This is a genomic window from Pontibacter amylolyticus, from assembly GCF_014638845.1.
GTDB lineage: Bacteria > Bacteroidota > Bacteroidia > Cytophagales > Hymenobacteraceae > Pontibacter > Pontibacter amylolyticus.
Map to the genome: position 1 here is coordinate 50,136 of NZ_BMFP01000009.1, position 19,998 is coordinate 70,133.

Consider the following 19,998-nt stretch of genomic DNA (forward strand, 5'->3'; position numbering starts at 1 on the left):
GGTTAAGGGTAATGGTGCTATGTAATGACTACCAGTCGGCAACCGTCTTGTTAAACACATCGGCCACAAGTCGATCTGTCATGCGGTCGATGGCCGCTGGTGGAATGCTTGTGATGTCCACGGTCGGAGGGAACTCCTCCGTGATCGTGAACTGCTGATCAAAGTCCTTTTCCGGGTCCTTTGCATTCGTGAAGCGAATCTGGATACCCATGGTGAGGCGGTTAAGCGTGGCCTGATCAATATTCCCGTCACGCTGTACCGCGTTTGGCGTCAGCGTAAAAGTAATGATCTGTCCCTCTAATTGCAAATCGCCGTCGCGCTGCAAAACAGTCAGGTTGGTGTTGCGCTGGTAATAGTTTTTGAAACTGTTGGTAACCACCTGCGACAGGTTAGAAGGTCCTTCGCCAGCAGTGTTCTCGATCGTCTGAATAGAGATGGTCTTGATGTCAGGTGAGATGGAGGTGCCTGTAAAAGAATAGACCCCGCAGGCGTTGCAGCACAGGGCTACCAGCACAGTTAGGCTCGGAAATATGCTTTTAGTTCTCGATATCATATTGCTTCAGTTTGCGGTACAGCGTTCTTTCCGAAATACCCAGGTCATTGGCCGCGTATTTCCGTTTGTTGTTGTGCTTTTTAAGCGCTTTCAGGATCATCTCCTTCTCCATCGACTCCAGCGACAGTCCTTCCTCCTCGGTTTCATGCGAGATGTCCTCTACACGCTCCTCATACTCTTCTTCGTCGCGTGGTTGCTGCACAGGCAGGTAGTAAGGCTCCGGCTTCTCCGCACTCTTATAAGGACGTGCATGATTCACCTGTTCAATGTTCTCAAACAAATGACTGTGTTCCTTCAGCAATTCGTTGTCACCGGGCTGCCGTGTCATCAGTTCAAATACCAGCTTTTTGAGCTCCGAAACATCGCGCCGCATATCAAAGAGCACTTTGTACAACAGATCACGCTCCGAGAAAGAGTTGTCCGCGCCATGCTCCCGAGCCAGCAGTGCCGGCACCTGACTGCCACCCTGCTCACGCGGGAGGTAATGTCGTAGCCTGTTGGCGTCGAGCTCACGATCATACTCCAGAACCGAGATCTGTTCCACTATATTTTTCAACTGACGGATGTTACCCGGGAAACGGAAACTCAAAAGCTCCTCCACCGCATCCGGCGTCAGCGTGATGGACTTCACGCGGTAACGCTCTGCAAAATCAGAGGCGAACTTCCTGAACAGCAGGTAAATATCCTCGCCACGTTCACGCAAAGGTGGAACCGTGATCGGCACCGTGTTCAGGCGGTAATACAGGTCTTCCCGGAAACGGCCTCTCTCCACGGCATTGATCAGGTTCACGTTGGTGGCAGCCACTACCCGGACATCCGTCTTCTGCACTTTGGAAGAGCCGACTTTGATAAACTCCCCGTTTTCGAGTACGCGAAGCAGGCGGGCCTGTGTGGCGAGTGGCATTTCACCAATCTCATCAAGAAAGATCGTGCCGCCGTCCGTCACCTCAAAATAGCCTTTTCGGGTGTCCGTGGCGCCTGTAAAGGAACCCTTTTCGTGACCGAACAACTCCGAGTCGATAGTGCCTTCCGGTATAGCGCCGCAGTTAATGGCGATGAACTGTCCGTGCTTGCGCGGACTGAGTTGGTGTATGATCTTGGAAAATGACTCCTTACCGCTGCCGCTCTCACCCGTAATCAGCACGGTCATTTCGGTCGGGGCCACTTGGGCAGCCACCTGTATGGCGTAGTTAAGCAAGGGTGAGTTGCCAATAATGCCAAAGCGCTGTTTTATGCTCTGTATATCGATATTGCGCATATTTTAAGATTTGAAGATTTGGAAATGTGGAGATTTGAAGATGATCCGAAATTGATTTTCACATCTTCAAATTTCCAAATCTAATCCACCGCTTCGCCGAAAAGGGTGCCGACGGAGCAGTCGTTGACAAATACGTTCACGTAGTCGCCTTTCTTGTAATGCTTCTTATCGAAAATCACCACTTTGTTCTGGTCGTTGCGTCCGCTCAGCTGCTGATCCGATTTCTTGGAAAAGCCTTCTACCAGCACGCGGTGCATGCGGCCCACGTCGCGCTTGTTGCGGTTAAGCGAGCATTCGCGCTGCTTTTCGATGATCTCGGCCAGACGACGTTTCTTCACTTCCAGGGGCACATCGTCCTCTAGTTTGCGGGCGGCCAGGGTGCCTGGGCGCTCCGAATAGAAGAACATGTAGGAGTAGTCGTACTGCACGTAGTCCATGAGCGAAAGCGTATCCTGGTGCTCTTCCTCCGTCTCGGAGCAGAAGCCTGCGATCATGTCGGAAGAAATGCCGCAGTCTTCGCCCAGAATGGAGCGGATGGCGTCTACGCGGTTGAGGTACCAAGCGCGGTCGTAGGTACGGTTCATCAGTTCCAGCACGCGGGAGTTGCCACTCTGCGCTGGCAGGTGAATGTATTTGCAGATGTTGTCGTACTTTTTCATCGTGTACAACACCTCGTCTGTAATGTCTTTGGGGTGTGAGGTAGAGAAGCGCACCCGCATGTTCGGGCTGAGCTTCGCTACCATTTCCAGCAGCTGGGCGAAGTTCACGCTTTCAGTTCCGTCTTCTGAAGCCCAATTGTAGGAGTCCACGTTCTGACCCAATAGCGTTACTTCTTTGTATCCCTGTGCTACCAGGGCCTCAGCTTCGCGCACGATGGAGTGTGCATCGCGCGAACGCTCACGGCCGCGCGTGAAGGGCACCACGCAGAAAGAGCACATGTTGTCACAGCCGCGCATGATCGAGATAAAGGCGCTCACCCCGTTGCTGTTAAGGCGGATCGGGTTGATGTCGGCATACGTTTCCTCGCGGGAAAGCAGCACGTTCACGGCTTTCTGTCCGCCATCCACTTCGCTGATCAGGTTGGGCAGGTCGCGGTAAGCATCTGGGCCCACCACCAGGTCCACGATCTTTTCCTCTTCCAGAAGCGATTTTTTCAGGCGCTCGGCCATGCAGCCGAGTATACCGATCACCATCTCGGGCTTCTTCTTCTTAAAGTAGTTGATCTGGCCCAGGCGGTTACGCACAGTAGTTTCGGCCTTCTCTCGTATAGAGCAGGTATTCAGAAATACCACGTCCGCCTGCTCGATATGCGCCGTGGTGTCAAAGCCCTGCTCGAACATGATCGACGACACGATTTCGCTGTCCGAAAAGTTCATCTGGCAGCCGTAGCTCTCGATGTAGAGTTTGCGGGACTTGCCGGTGTTGGTTTCCGCTGTCACTTTGGTATCGCAGGAGGCCGTGGCAGTTGCCTGCTCAGGGGTGCGGTTATCTATAAAATCTAAATCAACGATTGGATCCATGCTTCAAAAAATCTCTTAGGAGGTGCAAATATACTATAATCCGCTGTAAAACGTGACAGAATGGCAGAGGAATTCTCAAAATATAAGCCTTATTCCAGCCCCAGGGCTTTGCGTATACCTTGCGCTTTGAGCAGACACTCTTCGTATTCCTGCTCAGGTATAGAGTCATAAGTGATGGCGCTGCCCACCATAAAGGACAGGTAGCCCGTGGACGCATTGTACTGCAGGCTTCGGATCACAACATTGAAATCAAAATCCTGGTTCGGCTTCAGGTAGCCGAAGGCGCCGGAGTAAAGCCCTCTTTTGGTTACTTCAAGCTCCTCGATCAGTTCCATCGCCCGGATCTTGGGGGCACCCGTCATGCTGCCCATCGGGAAAGCGCCCTTCAGCGCATCGGCTATACCACATTCAGGCCGCAGCTCTCCGGTGATGGTCGAGATCATCTGTGAAACCTGCCGGAAGCCGTAAATGCCGAACATTTCCTCGACTTGAATGGTGCCCGTGGCGCAGGAGCGGCGCAGGTCGTTGCGCACCAGGTCCACGATCATCATATTCTCGGCCAGCTCTTTCTCGTCATGGCGCAGTTGGTGCCGTAGCTGTTGGTCCTCCTCCGGCGTTACGCCGCGTCGGATCGTACCCTTGATGGGTTGGGAGATCAGTTTTCGGTCTTCTTTCTTGAGAAAACGCTCCGGTGAGGCGCAGAGCAGGTATAGATCACCATATTTCAGAAAGCCTGAGAACGGAGTGGGGGAAAGCGCGTTGAGCTGCAGGTATAGCGGTAAAGGGGATAGCTTTACCTCCTCGGCATAAAACTCCATGCAGTAGTTCAGTTCGTATACCTCCCCATCACGGATGTAGTCCCGCACCCGCTCCACATTCCGGATGTAAGCCTCTTTTCCTACCCTTTGCTTAAGTTGAATTGGCGGTGTGCTGAAGTTTTCAGGTATAGGTGTCTTCTGGATTTGGGATAGGACGCTGTGAATGTTATCCTCTTTGCTGCAGATACTTACCCTGCTTTCCTGAAAGTGTAGGTATAGCTCCGGTTCAAAAAAGAAAATGTCCGGGAATCCTACTTCGTCACGATTCTGACTGCTTAGTTTCTCGACTTGGTTTTTGAGGTCATAGCCCAGGTAGCCGCACCAGGGTTGCTGCTGTTGTGTGGCCAGTTTGTGTTGAATTTCCTGAAACGCATTTTCCTGTTCCCATTTAACAGGCTCCCCACCCGACACGGCGATCAATTCATCAAAGCCGCCATAGGGATAAGGTATATCATTAGAAGTATAGCTGGCCACCAGCGGAAACTGCTGCGCCCAGGCCAGCGCCTTTAGGCGAAAGTCATCCTGCAGATCAGGTATAGGTATGTGGAAGGTATAGGCCATGGGATTACTGATTCTTAAGCGTCTGGAGTGCCAGCTTGGCTTTGCCGTCTATGCTGTTCTTATAGGTATGCCCCTTGTAAGCCAGGGCTTTGGTATACCATTGCCTGGCAGTGTCGGGTTTCTGCTCGTCCTGGTAAATGTAGCCTAACTGCAGGGCTGCGTAGGGTGCAAAATACAGGTTCGTGTGCTGGCTTGCCTCAATGGCCTGTACATAATAGCGCTTAGCCTGTGGCGGGTTGTGCATGCCATGGTAGATGCGGGCCTTTCGGTAAAAGTACTCGGCTCGCTCGGCAGTTTTGGTTTCCGGTTTCAGCGGCATTTGCGAGATAGCTTTCATGGCATCCTCATAATAACCACCATCATATTGTAAGCGGGCCAGCATCAGGTAGCGGTTTGGGTGCGACTGTTCTTTCGCAAAACGGGCGGCATAGGCGTCCTCTTCCATTTCAGTTCTGCCCAGTAGTGAAATTTGCGCCAGATGCTTCTCTGCCTGTTGAGCCTGGCCACCCAACCAATGCGCCAGGTATAGCTTGTAATTGGCTGCTTTGAGGTAGTTATCACCTTTGTTCTGTGCCAGAAACAACTGGTTTGATTTGACGGAGTTGCCAAAGTCCCCTTTGTACAGGTATAGGTCGGCCGCCATGTGGTGCAAATAGGGGAAGGCCAGGTAGCCGGCCTGCTGTGGCCTGTGCTGGTATACCTGTAAGGCGGCTTCACTTTGTCGGGTCTTCTTAAGCACATGAATCGCAGCAAAGCTGAACAGGAGGTTGTCGGGTGACTGCCTGCTCAGCTTCAGGACAGATTCGGCAGCTTCGTCGTTTGCCTCCGGATCAACCAGGTGTTGCAGCAGCGCCTGCAGTAGCTGCGCTTCGTCTCGGAAGGGATTGCTTTTGGTAGCAGCCGCTTTTAAGTTGGCCATACCTGTCTCGATGCTGCCCTGCATCCCGATGATGTTGAGCAGCACGCGATAGGAGTCGGGCACCGAGCCGATGAGTACCTGCAGGGCGCCCAGCGTTTTGCGGTTCGGCAGAAAGTCGGGGTATAGACGGGCATTGGCACTGTACTGTAGGTAGGCTTGCCGCAGATCCCAGGCGGCGCTCAGTTTATTGCCCTGCAGCAGTTTACTTAAAGCGATCTGCAGTCGGACCTCTGCCAGGGCGTAACTGACCCAAACATTATTTTCTTTCAGGCTGCTAAGTTGTTGCAGTCGTTTTTCCTGCCGCGCAATTATACCTGTATATACCTCCGGGTTCTGCTGAATCGCCCATGTAAGAAAATCCTGCTGGTTGGCGACCAGGAGGGCGGCGGCATTGTCAGGGTTGATGAGGAGCTCCTGCTGGATCAGGCGGCGACCTTCGGGTATGCGCAAACTGATCGTGGCATCATAGGCCTGGCGCACGGCGGGATTGTAGACGGACGCGGCCACTCCAGGTATAGGGGAGAACAGGTATAGACATAAAAAAAAAGGATGGGCGAACGCCATCCTTTTCAAGTATGTATGCAAGCGCATAACGCTCAACACGTGACTATTTAATAGATACGCTGCTCAACACCCGCCATCACACGGCCACAGTGCTCGCATACGATCACTTTCTTCTGGGCGGCAATGTCCGCCTGGCGCTGAGGAGGCACTGTGTTAAAGCAACCACCGCAGGCATCACGCTTCACCAGTACCACGGCCAGGCCGTTGCGTACGTTCTTGCGGATACGGTTATAAGCAGTCAGAAGGCGCTCCTCGATTTGGCTGGCGGCTGACTCGCGGTCTTTCTCCAGGTTCTTTTCCTCTTCTTCGCTCTCGGCTACGATCTGGTCAAGCTCGTGCTTCTTGGTGTCAAGGTCTTTGCGGCGCTCTTCCAGGCGGTTTTTCGTGCCTTCGATCTCATTGATCTTCTGCTCGATCTGGTAGTGGGCTTCTTTGATTTTTTTCTCTGCGATCTGGATCTCCAGTTTCTGTAGCTCGATTTCTTTGGTGATGGCGTCGTACTCGCGGTTGTTGCGGACGTTCGTTTGCTGGTCTTCGTATTTGCGGATCAGACCTTCGGCGTCTTTGATGGACTGCTTGCGTTGTGCAATGCTGTCGTTGAGTGCGGCCACTTCATCGTCAAACTTACGAACCCTTACCTCATAGCCCTCAATTTCATCTTCGAGGTCCTGAACCTCTTCTGGCAAATCGCCTCTTACTCGTCTGATCTCGTCAAGCTGCGAATCGATACTCTGAAGCTTTAGCAGTGCTTCTAATTTGCTGGCTACCGTACTTTCCATGTAGTTAATTAGGTGTATCTGATAGGGTTTGTGTTTACTTCTGATAAATAGACTGCAAAATTAGCAAAGTTTTTGGAAATTGTATCATAAAAAATCTCCTTTGTGAATACCTCACTTTCATAGTGCCCGATGTCGGCAATGAGCAGCTTGCCTTCCGCGTCGAAGAACTCGTGGTACTTCACGTCGGCCGTCACATAGGCGTCTGCTCCCTGCCGGATCGCGTCCTTGATCAGGAAGCTGCCCGATCCGCCGCAAACCGCCACCCGCTTGATTTTTTTGTCTCCCACGGGAGTATAGCGAATTACCGACAGTTGCATGTGCTGCTTCAGGTAGGTCAGGAAATCCTGCTCTGTCATAGGTGTCTCCAATTCCCCGATCATCCCGATGCCGACTTCCTGGTTGCCGTTTTCGAGCAGGGTCAGGTAGTGCGCAACCTCTTCGTAGGGATGCGCCTCCAGCAGGGCCTGCATGATGCGCTGCTGTTTGAAGGCGGGGAAAATAACTTCCACCCGGTTTTCCTGTACCTGCTCCGGTTTGCCCGGCTTGCCTATGGTCGGGGCCGCGTTATCGGAGGGAAGGAAGCGGCCGGTGCCCTGTACCTGGAAACTACAGTCGCTGTACTCGCCGATCTGACCGGCTCCGGCTTTATGAATGGCGTCCAGCACTTCGTCCGTATTTTCAACAGGGACAAAAAAAGCCAGCTGCATCAGCGTGTGCGGCTTGGAGGTGAGCAAACGGGTGTTCTGCAGCTTCAGCTTTTCCGCGATCTTGGCATTGACTCCATTGTGCACACTGTCCAGGTTGGTGTGACAGGCGTAGATGGCAATGTTGTTTTGGATGGCCTTAATGATGGTGCGCTCCACGTAGTTCCGACCGGTCAGGCTTTTGAGGCCTTTGAAGATGACCGGGTGATGCGCTACGATTAGATTACAGCCTTTGGCAAGGGCTTCTTCAACAACAGCTTCAGTGCAGTCCAGGGTCAGCAGCACGCCTATCACAGTGTCGCTGGCATGGCCGGTCTGCAGGCCGGAGTTGTCGTAGCTTTCCTGGTAGGGGATGGGAGCGTACTGCTCGAGTACCTTTATAACGTCGCCAATGGTGGTGTTCTCTTTCATACTGCTTCTGCTTTTGAAAACACCAAATTACGAAGATCAGGACAGCCCTGAAAATTTAAAGCACCTGGAGTTGCAGATAGCCTGTATCCGGCTGGCGTTTGAGCTCTTTGCCGTTGAAGTAAAAGGCGGAGTAGGTATAGTCGGTGTAGCACTTGCCCCGGCTCACGGTATAGGCAATGTCGAGCGTGTCCGTGTTCTGGCTGTTGAGGCGCAGCAGCATACGCACCCTCGACTTGGTATACATAACCGGATAGGTTTCGAAGATCAGGTTATTCACCTTTTCGTCGGTGCCTGTAAACAGGTAGTTAAAGGGTTCCCCATCCAGTATCAGTTGAATAGAGTCGGGGTGCATGCCGGCACTGGGGTTGTTGAACGGACTGCTGCCAGAGGCATCCACCAGGTAGAAGGAGACAGGTGCCGGCGGGTCAGAACGCATCGTGGCGCAGGGGGAGCAGGCCGCTGCACCGAGCAACAGCGAGAGCACTATACAGGCAATGGTACGGTTCGTTTTCATGTGAAGGAGGTTGGGTCGGATAATGTCGGTACTAAATATAGTATATTCAATGTATAAGAACCAAGTACAAACGCTGCTTTGCGCATATTTCTATACCTTTGCAAGGAATAGCTGCCCCCTATGACTGTTTTGCGCTACCTCTTATGGCCTTTTTCGATCCTCTACAGCACCATCATGCTGCTGCGGAACTGGCTTTACGACAAAGGCTGGCTGCGATCCGAGCAATTTGATCTGCCTGTTATCTCGGTTGGCAACCTGACGGTGGGGGGCACTGGCAAAACACCGCATGTCGAATACCTGCTGCGGCTAATGACCGATAAAAAAACGGCCGTGCTGAGCAGAGGCTACCGGAGGAAAAGCAAGGGTTTTGTGCTGGCTGATGAACGCGCGACATCCGAAACGCTGGGAGACGAGCCTTTTCAGTACCATCGCGATTTTCCGGATGCACTGGTGGCCGTATCCGAAAGTAGACCCGCAGGTATAGCCCAGCTGCTTCACATTCAACCTGCCATGGAGGTTGTGCTCCTGGATGATGCCATGCAGCACCGGCCTGTCCGACCTTCGCTGAACCTGATGTTGACGGACTACGGACGCCTGTTTTACAAAGATCACGTATTGCCAACCGGTTTGCTGCGGGAACCACGGCAGGGCGCCCGACGGGCGGATGCCGTCATCGTGACCAAGTGTCCGGCTGATTTGACTCAAGCTCAATTAACTGACATTACCAGGCAGGTACACAGGTATAGCCGACCCGACACGCCGGTTTTCTTCAGCGCATTTCGTTATGGAAATCCGGTAGGTATAGGCAATGCAGAAGAGCTTACGAAACGGGTGGTGCTGCTGACAGGTATAGCCAATGCTGCACCGCTGCTGCGTCACTTGACTGATAAGGGTTACGAAGTGGTACAGCACCTGGCGTTTGCGGATCACTACAGCTATACCTTAGCCGATCTGGAGAAGCTGAAAGTTTTACTGGAGCAGGAGCAGGGTCAAGGTCTAAGCATCATCACGACCCGGAAAGATGCTGTGAAGTTAACTGATAGGGCGTTGGCAGCTCATACCAGCCAGTTGCCCATTTTTTATGTGCCTATTGAGGTATATTTTTTGCAGCAGGGGGAGGCGTTTGATGCGTTGATCAGGCAGCACCTCCGTTCTTATGAAGCGGCAAAATCTATTGAAACGGATAAAATTTAAACGAATGCACCTGATACTTCCTGTCAGTACGTATACGGGTTGCACGAAAATCACTAATTTTGGCTTGTGAAAAGTAAGCTCTTAGCAGTAATATGGCTCCTGGTGGGTCTGGCTGGTGCCGCGCAGGCGCAGTCCCAGATCATTGACGACACAACGAAAGCGCTCTTCAGTCCTAAAACAACCCTGCAGTTGTTTGAAAACGACGTGTTGGAAGGACGCTACCTCTTGCAGCGCATTGATACCAGCATCAACAACATGCAAAACGAACGTTTCTGGTATCAGGACACGGCCTATTTTCAGCATCTGGGCAATGTGGGCACCGCTTCCAAACCTATCCTTTTCAGAGTACCGAACAAGATCGGCGCCCGCCTGGGTAAAAACGTGTTTGACCGCTACGCCTATGACCCGCGCCGCATCAACTATTATGACACGCGTTCTCCCTACTCCCATATCTATTATGTTCAGGGACAGCGTGGTGAGCAGATTTTCGAGGCTACACATGCCCGCAACATCACCCCGCGCTGGAATGCCGGTGTGGCTTACCAGATCATTTCCGGTAACAGGCAGATCGGGCCTGGTTTAACCAATCGGGATGGCATCCTGAGCAGCCAGGCGGTGAAGGCTTTTACCCATTACCGCTCAGAGGACGAGAAATACCACCTTTTTGCCAATTTCACCCATCTCAACCATGAGCAGATCGAGTTTGGAGGTATAATAGATGAGGAGGCGAACCGCTTTCTTTTTCAGCAGGCGACTACTAACCTGAACCAGGCATCCACACGCGAGCTCCGCAACAACTACCACCTGCTGCACATGTACAAACTGGCGGGCGAGAATCTGAAACTCTTCCATAGCTTTGACTGGGGCAGCCAAAACAATATTTTTCAGGATGATGCTATTCCAAGACAGGCAAATGAAGAACGTACGCCTGTTTTTTACCCACGCGTGCTTTCGGGGCTTAACCGAACGGATGACCGCAGCGCTTACCGCGAAATGGAGAATGTGGCGGGCGTAACGGGCAACAACAAAATCTCTTTTTACAAAGCCTACGCCAAGTTCCGAAACTCCAAATTGGATTATAGGGTGCTAAGCACAGTAGACCAGAGTTCGACTGCTGAGCTATACAAAGAAGAAAGCAATAGCCTGAACCAGTTGTTTGTAGGTGGTGAGTTCCGGCTCATGTACAAGCAGGCGCTGCTGTCCTTTGACGGGGAGTTTCAGATGACGAACGACTATAAAGTTGGCGCTACTGCCAAACTAGGCCCTCTGCAGGGGCATGTTAGCCGTATCCTGCGTTCACCTTCTCTTGTGGAGCAGCGTTTGATCAGTAACCACTTTGACTGGATCAACTATTTTAACAACTCGGTAACCGATCGCCTGGAGGCAACCTTTGCCAGCAAGCTGGGCGAGCGTCAGTTTGTGCGGCTGACCGGTCACTTCAACCACATCAAGCGCCACATTTACTTCGATACGCTTGCCGTGCCTGCGCAGTATGCAGACAATCAGCAGGTGTTTGGGGTTGAGTTGCAGCACCACATTCGTTTCGGCAAGATGCACTTCGAAAACTTTATTGCCTATACCAATACCAGCGAAGCCCCCGTTATCCGCATACCGGAGTGGCTCTTCGACTCCAAGCTTTACTTTGAGGGGGCATTGTTTAGAAGAGCGCTGATAGGACAGTTCGGAGTACAGGTATACACACCAACAAGTTACATGGCCGATGCCTACATGCCGGTGACGCAGCAATTCCATTTGCAGAATGGCTTTACCATTGAGCCCTACCCGATAGCGGATGTGTTCATCACAGCGGATATCAAGAGCCTGAACGTGTTTCTGAAGATGTCGAACATCGCTTCCGATCTGACAGCGCCCGGTTACTTTACCACGCCCTACTATCCGGGTATGCGGACGAGCTTTGTGTTCGGCATCAAGTGGATGTTCTTCGATTAATTGATTTTTTACCTATGTCTTCCCAATTCACCAAAACCATTCTGCGCCTGCAACTCCCGACAGACCCACGTTGGGTGAATATTGCCGAAAAAAACATCGAAGAGATTCTGGTAGACCACGCTTACTGCGAGCAGAAAGCGGCGACTTCAGGTATTTCGTTGATCGTGAAATACCCGGACAAAACACGTCTGGTGGAAGAAATGACGGACCTGGTAGCCGAGGAGTGGAGCCACTTCGAGCGTGTGCTGGCAGAATTGAAAAAGCGTGGCTGGGGACTGGGGCGCAACCGTCCTGACGAGTATGTGGTGGAACTAACCAAACACATCCGGAAAGGAGGCCTGCGCGAAAGACAGCTGATGGACCACCTGTTGGTCAATGCCCTGATCGAAGCCCGCAGCTGCGAGCGCTTCAAATTACTCTGGAAAAACATACAGGACGAGGACCTGCAGAAATTCTACTACGAACTGATGGTTTCAGAAGCCGGCCACTACGTGAGCTTTGTGAAACTGGCAAAGGAGTACATGCCTGCTGATGTGGTGGACGCCCGCCTGAAAGAACTGCTCGAGATTGAAGCCGAGATCATCCGGAACCTGGAACCCCGCCCAGACAGGATGCATTAAGTTACTGTCCATCAGAAACTTTCTATGTTTGGCCATGTAATTACATCCGCCTACTTCGTTTATTTTAATTAATTATAATTTGGTTCATACTAATTGATTCGAGAAGAGTATACTTTATCTATGTATAACCTCTCAAATCAATTAATTATGAAACAAGCTTACTGTATTTTACTTGCTCTGCTTATTGTATGCTTAAGTAGGGAACAAGGCTTAGCGCAAAGTAAAAGCCGGGTTGGAAAGGCTGCTGAGATTTCCCAACTCTACAAAAGCAAAGCAAACGTAAAACAATCCCAGCGTTCCACCGCTCCTGAGGTACGCCATCAACTACCTGGTAACAAATCCATTGCTCTATCTATCCGCAAGAGTAAAAGCGAAAGGAGCGGCGAGATCTATTACGGGGAAGTTGCCAATGCTCCTAATAGTAAATTCTTCCTGAAAGTATCAGACAATCGGGTGACAGGTGATATTATGATGCCTGATCAGAAACGCTATTACCGATTTAAGACAGAGCTGAACGGCGATGTATACCTGCAGGAAGAGCCTATTGACAAAGTGCTTTGTGTTGACTACAGGCAGCATCATGAGGCTGAGTCAGGGCGTAGCGATAATGCAATGGGCGCGGCTACACTGCAAGTTCCAAGCCTCGAAAGTCTGCCCGGAGCCACAGCCGTTGTGCTGCTTGATTATGATGGGCATTATGTAGACGGCACACTTTGGAACGATATGTTCAATAGCGGTAATCCCATTGATGCAATGCCCATGTACTACAGCGAGTTAGAGATAAAAGCTATGTGGGCCCTGATCAGTGCAGACTTCAGCGCATTTGATGTCAACATCACAACTAGTGAGGAGGTATTCAACCGGGCACCTGTCAACAGACGTGGAAGAGTCATATTCACGCCGACAAATTATTTTTCTCCTGGAGATGGTGGTCGTGCTTACATCGGCTCTTTTACCTTTGGAGGCGGTATTTGGGGAGAAACACCTAGTTTCGTCTGGAATACAGGAGTGGTAAATGGTGGGAATACGGCTTCCCATGAGATTGGGCACATGCTATACTTGTTGCACGATGGAAGAACTTCGCCGGCAGAAGAATACTACTACGGAAACGGAAGTTGGGCACCCATTATGGGAGCAGCCTTTATTCCGTTTGCTCAATGGAGTAAGGGGGATTATCCATTTGCCAATAACACAGAGGATGATCTGGCTATAATTGCCACACGCAATGGTTTCGGGTATCGAACGGATGATCATGGCGACCATCCTAAAGCGTCTTCTGTTTTAGAGACTGATGGGGCAGGGGTGGTCTTGCCGGCCTCAAATGTAGGGAACATCAGCACTTCAAATGATATAGATGTATTTTCATTTGAAACCACCGGTGGTTTAGTTAATCTGCGCGTACAGCCAACTGGGGAATATTCTAATCTAAACCCTTTGCTTGTACTGCGGAGTGAGAGCGGCCAGGTGATAAGGGTACATGACGTGGGGCAGCCTTATGTCACTATTGAAGAGGAACTTCAATCGGGCCGGTATTTTCTTTCAATTGAAGGCGGAACCTCCGTCTATGGCGCTTATTCAAAATATGGTTCACTAGGGGAATACTCTATCAGTGGATATATACCAGTCGTTTCTCCGATTGTAGCAGTTAATTTAGTATCTCCGACAAGTGGCACTTATTTTAAAGCTGGCGCTGCTGTGGATCTTGCAGTAGCACTAGACATGCCTGACAATACCTCTATTCAAAAGATTGCCTACTATCAGGGCAATAAGCTATTGGGTTCTACCAGCAACGCTCCTTATACATTCCATTGGAAAGGTATAAGAGAAGGGGCGTATGAAGTATACGCCGTAGCAGTAAATCATCAAGGAGAAACATATGCCTCAGATCCTATCAGTATTACAGTCGTAAACGGTTACGGAGGTGGGAACAGGAACAGCTGTGAACTTCCAGACTGGCGCCCAGACTTTGCATATGTTGCCGGAGCACTTGCGACATTGAATGGAAACGCCTATGAAGCGCAACGCTCATCAACTGGGAGCAACCCATCGCATAGTAGTCAAGCAAAAGGTGATTGGAATTACAGAGGTCCGTGCCGTGGAGCAGTTGCCGCAAAAACTCCATCCTCTAAAATTACAGCGGACTTTTCATCTGAAGACATCCTGATTTATCCTAATCCAGCCAGGAACAGAGGAGTTTTGCAGGTGGAATTGCCTGAAGCACTGAGCACGGCACAAGTCACGCTTCAGGAGGTAGGAACTGGTGCCAGGTTAATAGAGAGCAACTACCGCCAAGTATCTAAGATACCGATTCAACTTAATAAGCTTCCTCACGGCTATTATGTGCTCAGAATTGTATCAGACAACCAGGTATGGACCAGAAAAGTTATTATTAATCCTTAGAACTGATGATCTAAATTAAAATTTATAGTAACATAAGCCCCTACCTGTGCAAGCATATTGCCGCCAGCGCAGGTAGGGGCTTATGTTTTCTTATATCACGTCTTCTGCTTTTTCTTCTTAGCTGCCGGGAACAGGATGTTGTTCAGGATAAGTCGGTAGCCGGGGGAGTTGGGGTGGAGGGCCAGGTCGGTCGGATCTTCGCCCACCAGGTGCTGGTAGTCTTCCGGGTCATGGCCGCCATAAAAGGTCCAGGTGCCACGGGCGAAGGTGCCGTGCATGTAGCGGATCTCACCTACTTCTTTGTTCTCACCCATTACCACCACTTCCGGCTTCACCAGGCTTTTGCGGAAAGCTGTAGTCTGGCCCATGAATCCTTTAATAGTTTTGGCGTGGTTCTGTGTGAGCATTGTAGGGATCGGGTCCCATTTGGCTGAGAAGGTGAAGAGCTGGAAAAAATCGTTTGGTTCCGTCAGGCCGCGCTCCTGTGGCTGCATATCAATGTTGGAATACTCGTATTCCAGCGGGTTACGCACCAATGAGAAATCTTTGAAGGCAAAGGTTTTACCAAAGTCCAGCTTGCTTTGCGCATTGGGATCGGCACCGTCTCCGTCATACATTGCCTCTATAAAATCTATCCCTTCAGCTGCCAGCGCAATATCGTAGGTATCGGTGGCCGAGCACATGGCAAACAGGAATCCGCCACCGGCGCAGAAGTCGCGGATAGTACGCGCCACGGCGCCTTTCAGTTCGGACACTTTGTTGAAGCCGAGCGATTTGGCAGAGGCTTCTGATTCGCGTTGCTGCTCCTGGTACCAGGGATAGTGGCGGTAGCTCGAGTAAAACTTGCCGTATTGCCCCGTAAAGTCTTCGTGGTGAAGGTGTAACCAATCGTACTTTGGCAGGTCGCCGCGTATAATCTCCTCGTCGTATACCTTATCGTAAGGAATCTCAGCATAGGTCAGTACCAGCGTCACGGCATCGTCCCAGGGCATTTTAGACTTTGGGGTATAGACGGCTATCTTCGGCACCTTCTCCAGTTTCATCACGTCCATGTTCGCCTCCGGATCGCTGATCTGGGTGAGGATGGTGTTGTATTGCGCATCAGAGATCACCTGGTAGCTGATGCCCCGAACTACCAACTCATTTTCGAGCTGCGGCGAATGCTGAAAAGCGAAACTTCCGCCCCTGAAGTTCAGCAGCCAGTCAACCGACACGCTTTTCGAAAGTACCCAGTAAGCTGCCCCATACGATTTCAGGTGGTCTTTCTGCGTTTCGTCCATCGGTATCAGCACCGTGGAGCTGAACGCCTGGAAAGGGAGCACCAGGTATGCGGCAAGCAGTAGTATAAGGCGAAATGACTTCATGGGCTTAACATATGGTAACAAATGTATTGAAATTGGTTCTTTTTTCAGATATTAGAGGTCAATTAGAAACCAGAGGTTCCTTCTTATACTTAACGCAAGGGGGAACGTTTCGCATATAAGACCCAACCTATGGACCTGTTCGAAAATATACGGGAAAGTATTCGAGCCATCAAAAACAATCTGCTCCGCACTATCCTGACGGGCCTGATCATCTCGATCGGCATTATGTCGCTGGTCGGTATCCTCACGGCAGTAGACGGCATGAAGCATTCCCTGAACCAGACCTTTTCGAGCCTGGGGGCCAACTCCTTTGATATCCGCAAGAAGTTCAACAGCGGCAATGGCAGCGGCGGACAGAGCAGAACGGAAAAGGTATACCCGAATATTACCTACGACCAGGCTGTTAAGTACAAAGAACTGATGGGAGCAAAGGCGCAGGTCGGTATTTCGGCAAATGTGTCAGGTGCCACAGTTGTGAAGAGCGCCACAGACAAAACGAACCCGAACATAAACGTAATAGGCGGCGACGAATTCTACCTGAGTGGCCAGAACCTGAACCTGGAGCGCGGTCGTTCTTTTTCGAACTATGAACTGGAGTTTGGTTCGAATGTCGCCATTATTGGCAAAGAGATTTCTGCCAAGCTTTTCCCAAAAACAGACCCAATCAACCAATACATAACTTTTTTAGGACGCCGTTTCAAGATTGTGGGTGAACTGGAGAAGCGCGGCAGCAGCATGGGAGGCAGCGGCGGTGACCGCATGATCCTGATTCCGCTCGAAACGGGCCGCCAGATTCCGCAGGCAGGTACCGGCACTTTGACTTATAATATTAAGACCTCCATCTCCAGACCCGAAGAACTCACCTATGTGATGGGCGAAGCGACCGGGGTGATGCGCAACGTGCGTCAGGACAGATTGGGGCAGGATGAATCCTTTGAGATCAGAAGAAGCGACTCCCTGATCCAGAGCCTGAACGAGATTTCCGGTTACCTGAAAGTGGGCGGATTCGTGATCGGCTTTATCACCCTGCTGGGTGCCTCAGTGGGATTGATGAACATCATGATGGTGTCTGTGAACGAGCGTACGCGTGAGATCGGTATCCGCAAGGCGCTGGGAGCAACCGCTCAGCAGATTCAGCAGCAATTTCTGATTGAAGCGATTGTGATTTGTATTCTGGGAGGTATAGTAGGCATTTTCCTAGGCATCCTGATGGGCAACGGCATTGCCTCGCTAATTGGAGAGGGCGGGTTCATCGTACCTTGGATCTGGGTGTTTGTCGGCTTAACGATCTGCGTTGTGGTGGGAGTGCTTTCGGGATTTTACCCTGCACGCCGTGCCTCTAAACTCGACCCGATTGAATCGCTCCGTTACGAATAGCCAATGGCCGAACCTAACGACGTTCTGATGCGCCTCCTAGAAGAGAAACGACTGGTGCCGCTCTTGAATCAGACGAAGTGGCAGGAGCTGATTGGGGCCATGTGCGAGCTGTCGCTGATTGAGCTGAATGTGCGCATCAAATACCTGCAGGACGATCAGGAGCCGGTTGGCTTTTCACCCATCTGGTGGGAACAACTGGAGCAGACGGGTTTGAAAAACATTGAGTGGCTGGAGATAAAGGCACTAAAAGAAATTGGTGCCGGTCTACTGGCGCCCACGCTGCAGGAAGACTATACGGATTTGATACAAAAGGTGCTGGATAGGTATAGTATACCGTATGCAATGGATGGAGAGGTGTTTCGGATAACGGGGTATCAGCTACTGCAGTAAGTGGATGAAATAAAAAAGGCGGACTAAAGAGTCCGCCTTTTCTTTTACTATACCTGTTTGTCAGGTTATTTCTTTTTGGTAGCAGCCGTGTCAGTTGTCTTGGCCGCTGCTTTCTCCTGGTCGTACTCGTTGTTCAAACCAGTCAGCACCTCTTCTGTTATATCCAGTGAGTTGTCGCCGTACAAAATAGCGCTCTGGCCTCTTGAGTAGGTCAGCACCATTTTGTAGCCTCTTTCCTGGCTCAGCTTCTGCAGGTATGCCTCTACGCGGTCGTAGATCTTTTTCATCTCTTCTGCTTCTTCGTTAGCGAGTTGGTTACCGGTATTCTGGCTCTGCTGCTGCAGCTGCTGCTGGCGCTGTGCCAGTTTCTGCTCTGTTGAGGCACGCTGCTCCACGGTCATGCCACCGCCGTTACGCTGGTAGTTCTGCACATCTTTCTCGAAAGCGGCTGCCTTGGACTGCAGATCTTTCTCTGCCTTCTGCGTTTTGGACTGGAAACGCGTACGAGCGTCTTTGAAATACTCATACTTGGTCAGCAGTGAGTCTGAGTTAATGAACACAATGTCAGTTGTGCCAGCGGTAGCCAGGGTGTCTGTGCTGGATGCCGAAGTAGTGGCAGTGCCCGTTGCCTGAGGTTTTTGATCTGTGTTACAAGCAGTCACTAGAGCGCCCAAAGCGACTCCCAAAACGATTCTAGATAGGTTCACAAGTAGTTAATTAAACTGTTATTGATTGTTTCAGACTGAAAATATAGGGCTAATTTTTAAAAATTCAGAATTTTTAATGTTTCAGTACCTCTATATAAGTTTCTTCGGCCTCCATCAGGCCCTGTTCGTTGATACCGGTTAGCCGCACGTGCTTTGTCTCGTTGACCAGCACAGGGTCGTATTTGGCCGCTACACGCACATAATTCTCCGTCCAGCCCTCCATAACGCCATCTTTCACATCATCCTCAAACAGTACCGTAAACTCACGGCCAATATTTTGCTCGTAGAAATAGCGCTTTTTCTTTTCAGAAAGGATGCGCAGCATATCGGCCCTCCGGTTGCGGTCTTTGATGCTCACCTTGCCCGGCATATCGGGTGCCATGGTGTTTTCGCGTTCCGAGTAGGGGAACACATGCAGGTAGCTCACATCAAGGCCGTTAATAAAATTATAAGTCTCCAGGAAATCTTCTTCTGTCTCGCCTGGAAAACCTACGATCACATCCACACCAATGCAGCAGTGCGGCATCAGCGACTTGATCGTGGCGACACGGTCAGCGTACAGCTCGCGCAGGTAGCGGCGGCGCATCAGCTTCAGGATCTTGTTAGAGCCTGACTGCAGGGGCACATGGAAGTGTGGCATGAAGCGCTTGCTCTGGCTCACAAACTCAATGATCTCATCCTTCAGCAGGTTAGGCTCGATCGAAGAGATCCGGAAACGGTCTATACCTGCCACTTTATCCAGTTCCTGCACCAGCCCGAAGAAAGACTCTACGCGCTCACCTTCCTGCAAACCAAAGTCACCGGTGTTCACGCCCGTCAGCACAATCTCCTTTACTCCGGATTCAGCAATTTCATTGGCTGAGCGCACCACGTTGGCGATGCTATCGGAGCGGCTGTTGCCACGGGCTAAGGGAATGGTGCAGAAAGTACAGGAGTAGTCGCAGCCGTCCTGCACCTTCAGGAAAGTGCGGGTGCGGTCGCCAAAGGAGTAGGAGTTATGGAAGGTGTTGGCCTCGCTGATGGCGCTGGCGTATACCTGTGGCTGCTCTTTTTTCTCGAAGGTTTCCAGGATGTCCACTAACTGGAACTTCTCAGCGGCACCGAGCACTGCATCGACACCCGGAATCTCACTGATCTCTTTCGGTTTGAGCTGGGCATAGCAGCCCACAATCGTTATAAAAGCGTTTGGGGAGTACTTCTGCGCCTCCTTCACAATCTTACGGCATTTCTTATCTGCGTTGTCGGTGACAGAGCAGGTGTTGATCACGTAAATGTCGGGCGTATCGGTAAACTCCACCTTCTCGAACCCGCGCTCCTGGAATATTCTCCCGATCGTGCTGGTTTCAGAGTAGTTGAGCTTACAGCCCAGTGTATAAAATGCTACCTTTTTCATAA

The 19,998-nt window shown here is 51.0% G+C and carries 17 protein-coding genes; 6 read left to right on the plus strand and 11 right to left on the minus strand.

The window, feature by feature from the left end; genetic code table 11:
• Window positions 1-28 precede the first annotated feature (28 nt).
• The 8 genes from IEV97_RS18720 to IEV97_RS18755 all read right to left on the minus strand — a co-directional run bounded on the left by IEV97_RS18720 (window position 29) and on the right by IEV97_RS18755 (window position 8,601).
• Window positions 29-553, minus strand: a complete 525-nt coding sequence (locus IEV97_RS18720) for an LptE family protein (protein ID WP_229734034.1) — start codon at window positions 551-553, stop codon at window positions 29-31.
• Window positions 537-1,811, minus strand: a complete 1,275-nt coding sequence (locus IEV97_RS18725; protein WP_188503022.1) for a sigma-54 interaction domain-containing protein — start codon at window positions 1,809-1,811, stop codon at window positions 537-539. Before IEV97_RS18725 ends, IEV97_RS18720 begins: the two co-directional genes overlap by 17 nt.
• Window positions 1,812-1,891: 80 nt before the next feature.
• On the minus strand, window positions 1,892-3,331 hold the full coding sequence (miaB, locus tag IEV97_RS18730) for a tRNA (N6-isopentenyl adenosine(37)-C2)-methylthiotransferase MiaB (RefSeq protein WP_188503023.1): 1,440 nt from the start codon (window positions 3,329-3,331) through the stop codon (window positions 1,892-1,894).
• An 89-nt stretch (window positions 3,332-3,420) separates the two neighbouring features.
• Window positions 3,421-4,710, minus strand: a complete 1,290-nt coding sequence (locus IEV97_RS18735; protein ID WP_188503024.1) for an anthranilate synthase component I family protein — start codon at window positions 4,708-4,710, stop codon at window positions 3,421-3,423.
• Window positions 4,711-4,714: 4 nt separating this feature from the next.
• Window positions 4,715-6,193, minus strand: coding sequence for a tetratricopeptide repeat protein (locus IEV97_RS18740; RefSeq protein WP_229734035.1), 1,479 nt, complete (start codon window positions 6,191-6,193; stop codon window positions 4,715-4,717).
• A 47-nt stretch (window positions 6,194-6,240) separates the two neighbouring features.
• A complete protein-coding gene (locus tag IEV97_RS18745; RefSeq protein WP_188503025.1) occupies window positions 6,241-6,972 on the minus strand; it encodes a zinc ribbon domain-containing protein in 732 nt (243 codons plus the stop codon).
• Between the two features lie 8 nt (window positions 6,973-6,980).
• Window positions 6,981-8,087 carry a Nif3-like dinuclear metal center hexameric protein gene (locus IEV97_RS18750; protein ID WP_188503026.1) on the minus strand — a complete coding sequence of 369 codons (1,107 nt, stop codon included), beginning with the start codon at window positions 8,085-8,087 and terminating at the stop codon, window positions 6,981-6,983.
• Window positions 8,088-8,142: 55 nt separating this feature from the next.
• Window positions 8,143-8,601, minus strand: coding sequence for a hypothetical protein (locus IEV97_RS18755; RefSeq protein WP_188503027.1), 459 nt, complete (start codon window positions 8,599-8,601; stop codon window positions 8,143-8,145).
• A 120-nt stretch (window positions 8,602-8,721) separates the two neighbouring features.
• Between IEV97_RS18755 and lpxK the strand changes: the two genes are divergently transcribed.
• The 4 genes from lpxK (at window position 8,722) to IEV97_RS18775 (ending at window position 14,765) form a co-directional block, all read left to right on the plus strand.
• Entirely contained in the window at window positions 8,722-9,795 is a 1,074-nt protein-coding gene (lpxK, locus tag IEV97_RS18760) for a tetraacyldisaccharide 4'-kinase (RefSeq protein ID WP_188503028.1), read from the plus strand.
• A 66-nt stretch (window positions 9,796-9,861) separates the two neighbouring features.
• The gene (locus IEV97_RS18765; protein WP_188503029.1) at window positions 9,862-11,745 is read left to right on the plus strand and encodes a putative porin; all 1,884 of its coding nucleotides are present in this window, start codon (window positions 9,862-9,864) and stop codon (window positions 11,743-11,745) included.
• Window positions 11,746-11,759: 14 nt separating this feature from the next.
• Window positions 11,760-12,365: a MiaE family protein gene (locus IEV97_RS18770; RefSeq protein ID WP_116542620.1), complete on the plus strand. Its 606-nt coding sequence runs from the start codon at window positions 11,760-11,762 to the stop codon at window positions 12,363-12,365.
• Between the two features lie 147 nt (window positions 12,366-12,512).
• Window positions 12,513-14,765, plus strand: a complete 2,253-nt coding sequence (locus IEV97_RS18775) for a T9SS type A sorting domain-containing protein (RefSeq protein ID WP_188503030.1) — start codon at window positions 12,513-12,515, stop codon at window positions 14,763-14,765.
• Between the two features lie 95 nt (window positions 14,766-14,860).
• On the opposite strand, the gene IEV97_RS18780 is transcribed toward IEV97_RS18775, so the two are convergent.
• Window positions 14,861-16,129: an asparagine synthetase B gene (locus IEV97_RS18780; protein WP_188503031.1), complete on the minus strand. Its 1,269-nt coding sequence runs from the start codon at window positions 16,127-16,129 to the stop codon at window positions 14,861-14,863.
• Window positions 16,130-16,258: 129 nt separating this feature from the next.
• Here IEV97_RS18780 and IEV97_RS18785 point away from each other — a divergent pair, with 129 nt between their 5' ends.
• A complete protein-coding gene (locus IEV97_RS18785) occupies window positions 16,259-17,506 on the plus strand; it encodes an ABC transporter permease (RefSeq protein ID WP_188503032.1) in 1,248 nt (415 codons plus the stop codon).
• Between the two features lie 3 nt (window positions 17,507-17,509).
• A complete protein-coding gene (locus IEV97_RS18790; protein ID WP_188503033.1) occupies window positions 17,510-17,896 on the plus strand; it encodes a DUF6678 family protein in 387 nt (128 codons plus the stop codon).
• 65 nt (window positions 17,897-17,961) lie between these two features.
• Here the strand turns inward: IEV97_RS18790 and IEV97_RS18795 are convergent, their stop codons facing one another.
• Window positions 17,962-18,603 (minus strand): OmpH/Skp family outer membrane protein, encoded by a 642-nt coding sequence (locus IEV97_RS18795; protein WP_229734036.1) that lies wholly within the window; start codon window positions 18,601-18,603, stop codon window positions 17,962-17,964.
• Between the two features lie 73 nt (window positions 18,604-18,676).
• Window positions 18,677-19,996, minus strand: coding sequence for a tRNA (N(6)-L-threonylcarbamoyladenosine(37)-C(2))-methylthiotransferase MtaB (gene mtaB / locus IEV97_RS18800; RefSeq protein ID WP_188503034.1), 1,320 nt, complete (start codon window positions 19,994-19,996; stop codon window positions 18,677-18,679).
• Between the last annotated feature and the right edge of the window lie 2 nt (window positions 19,997-19,998).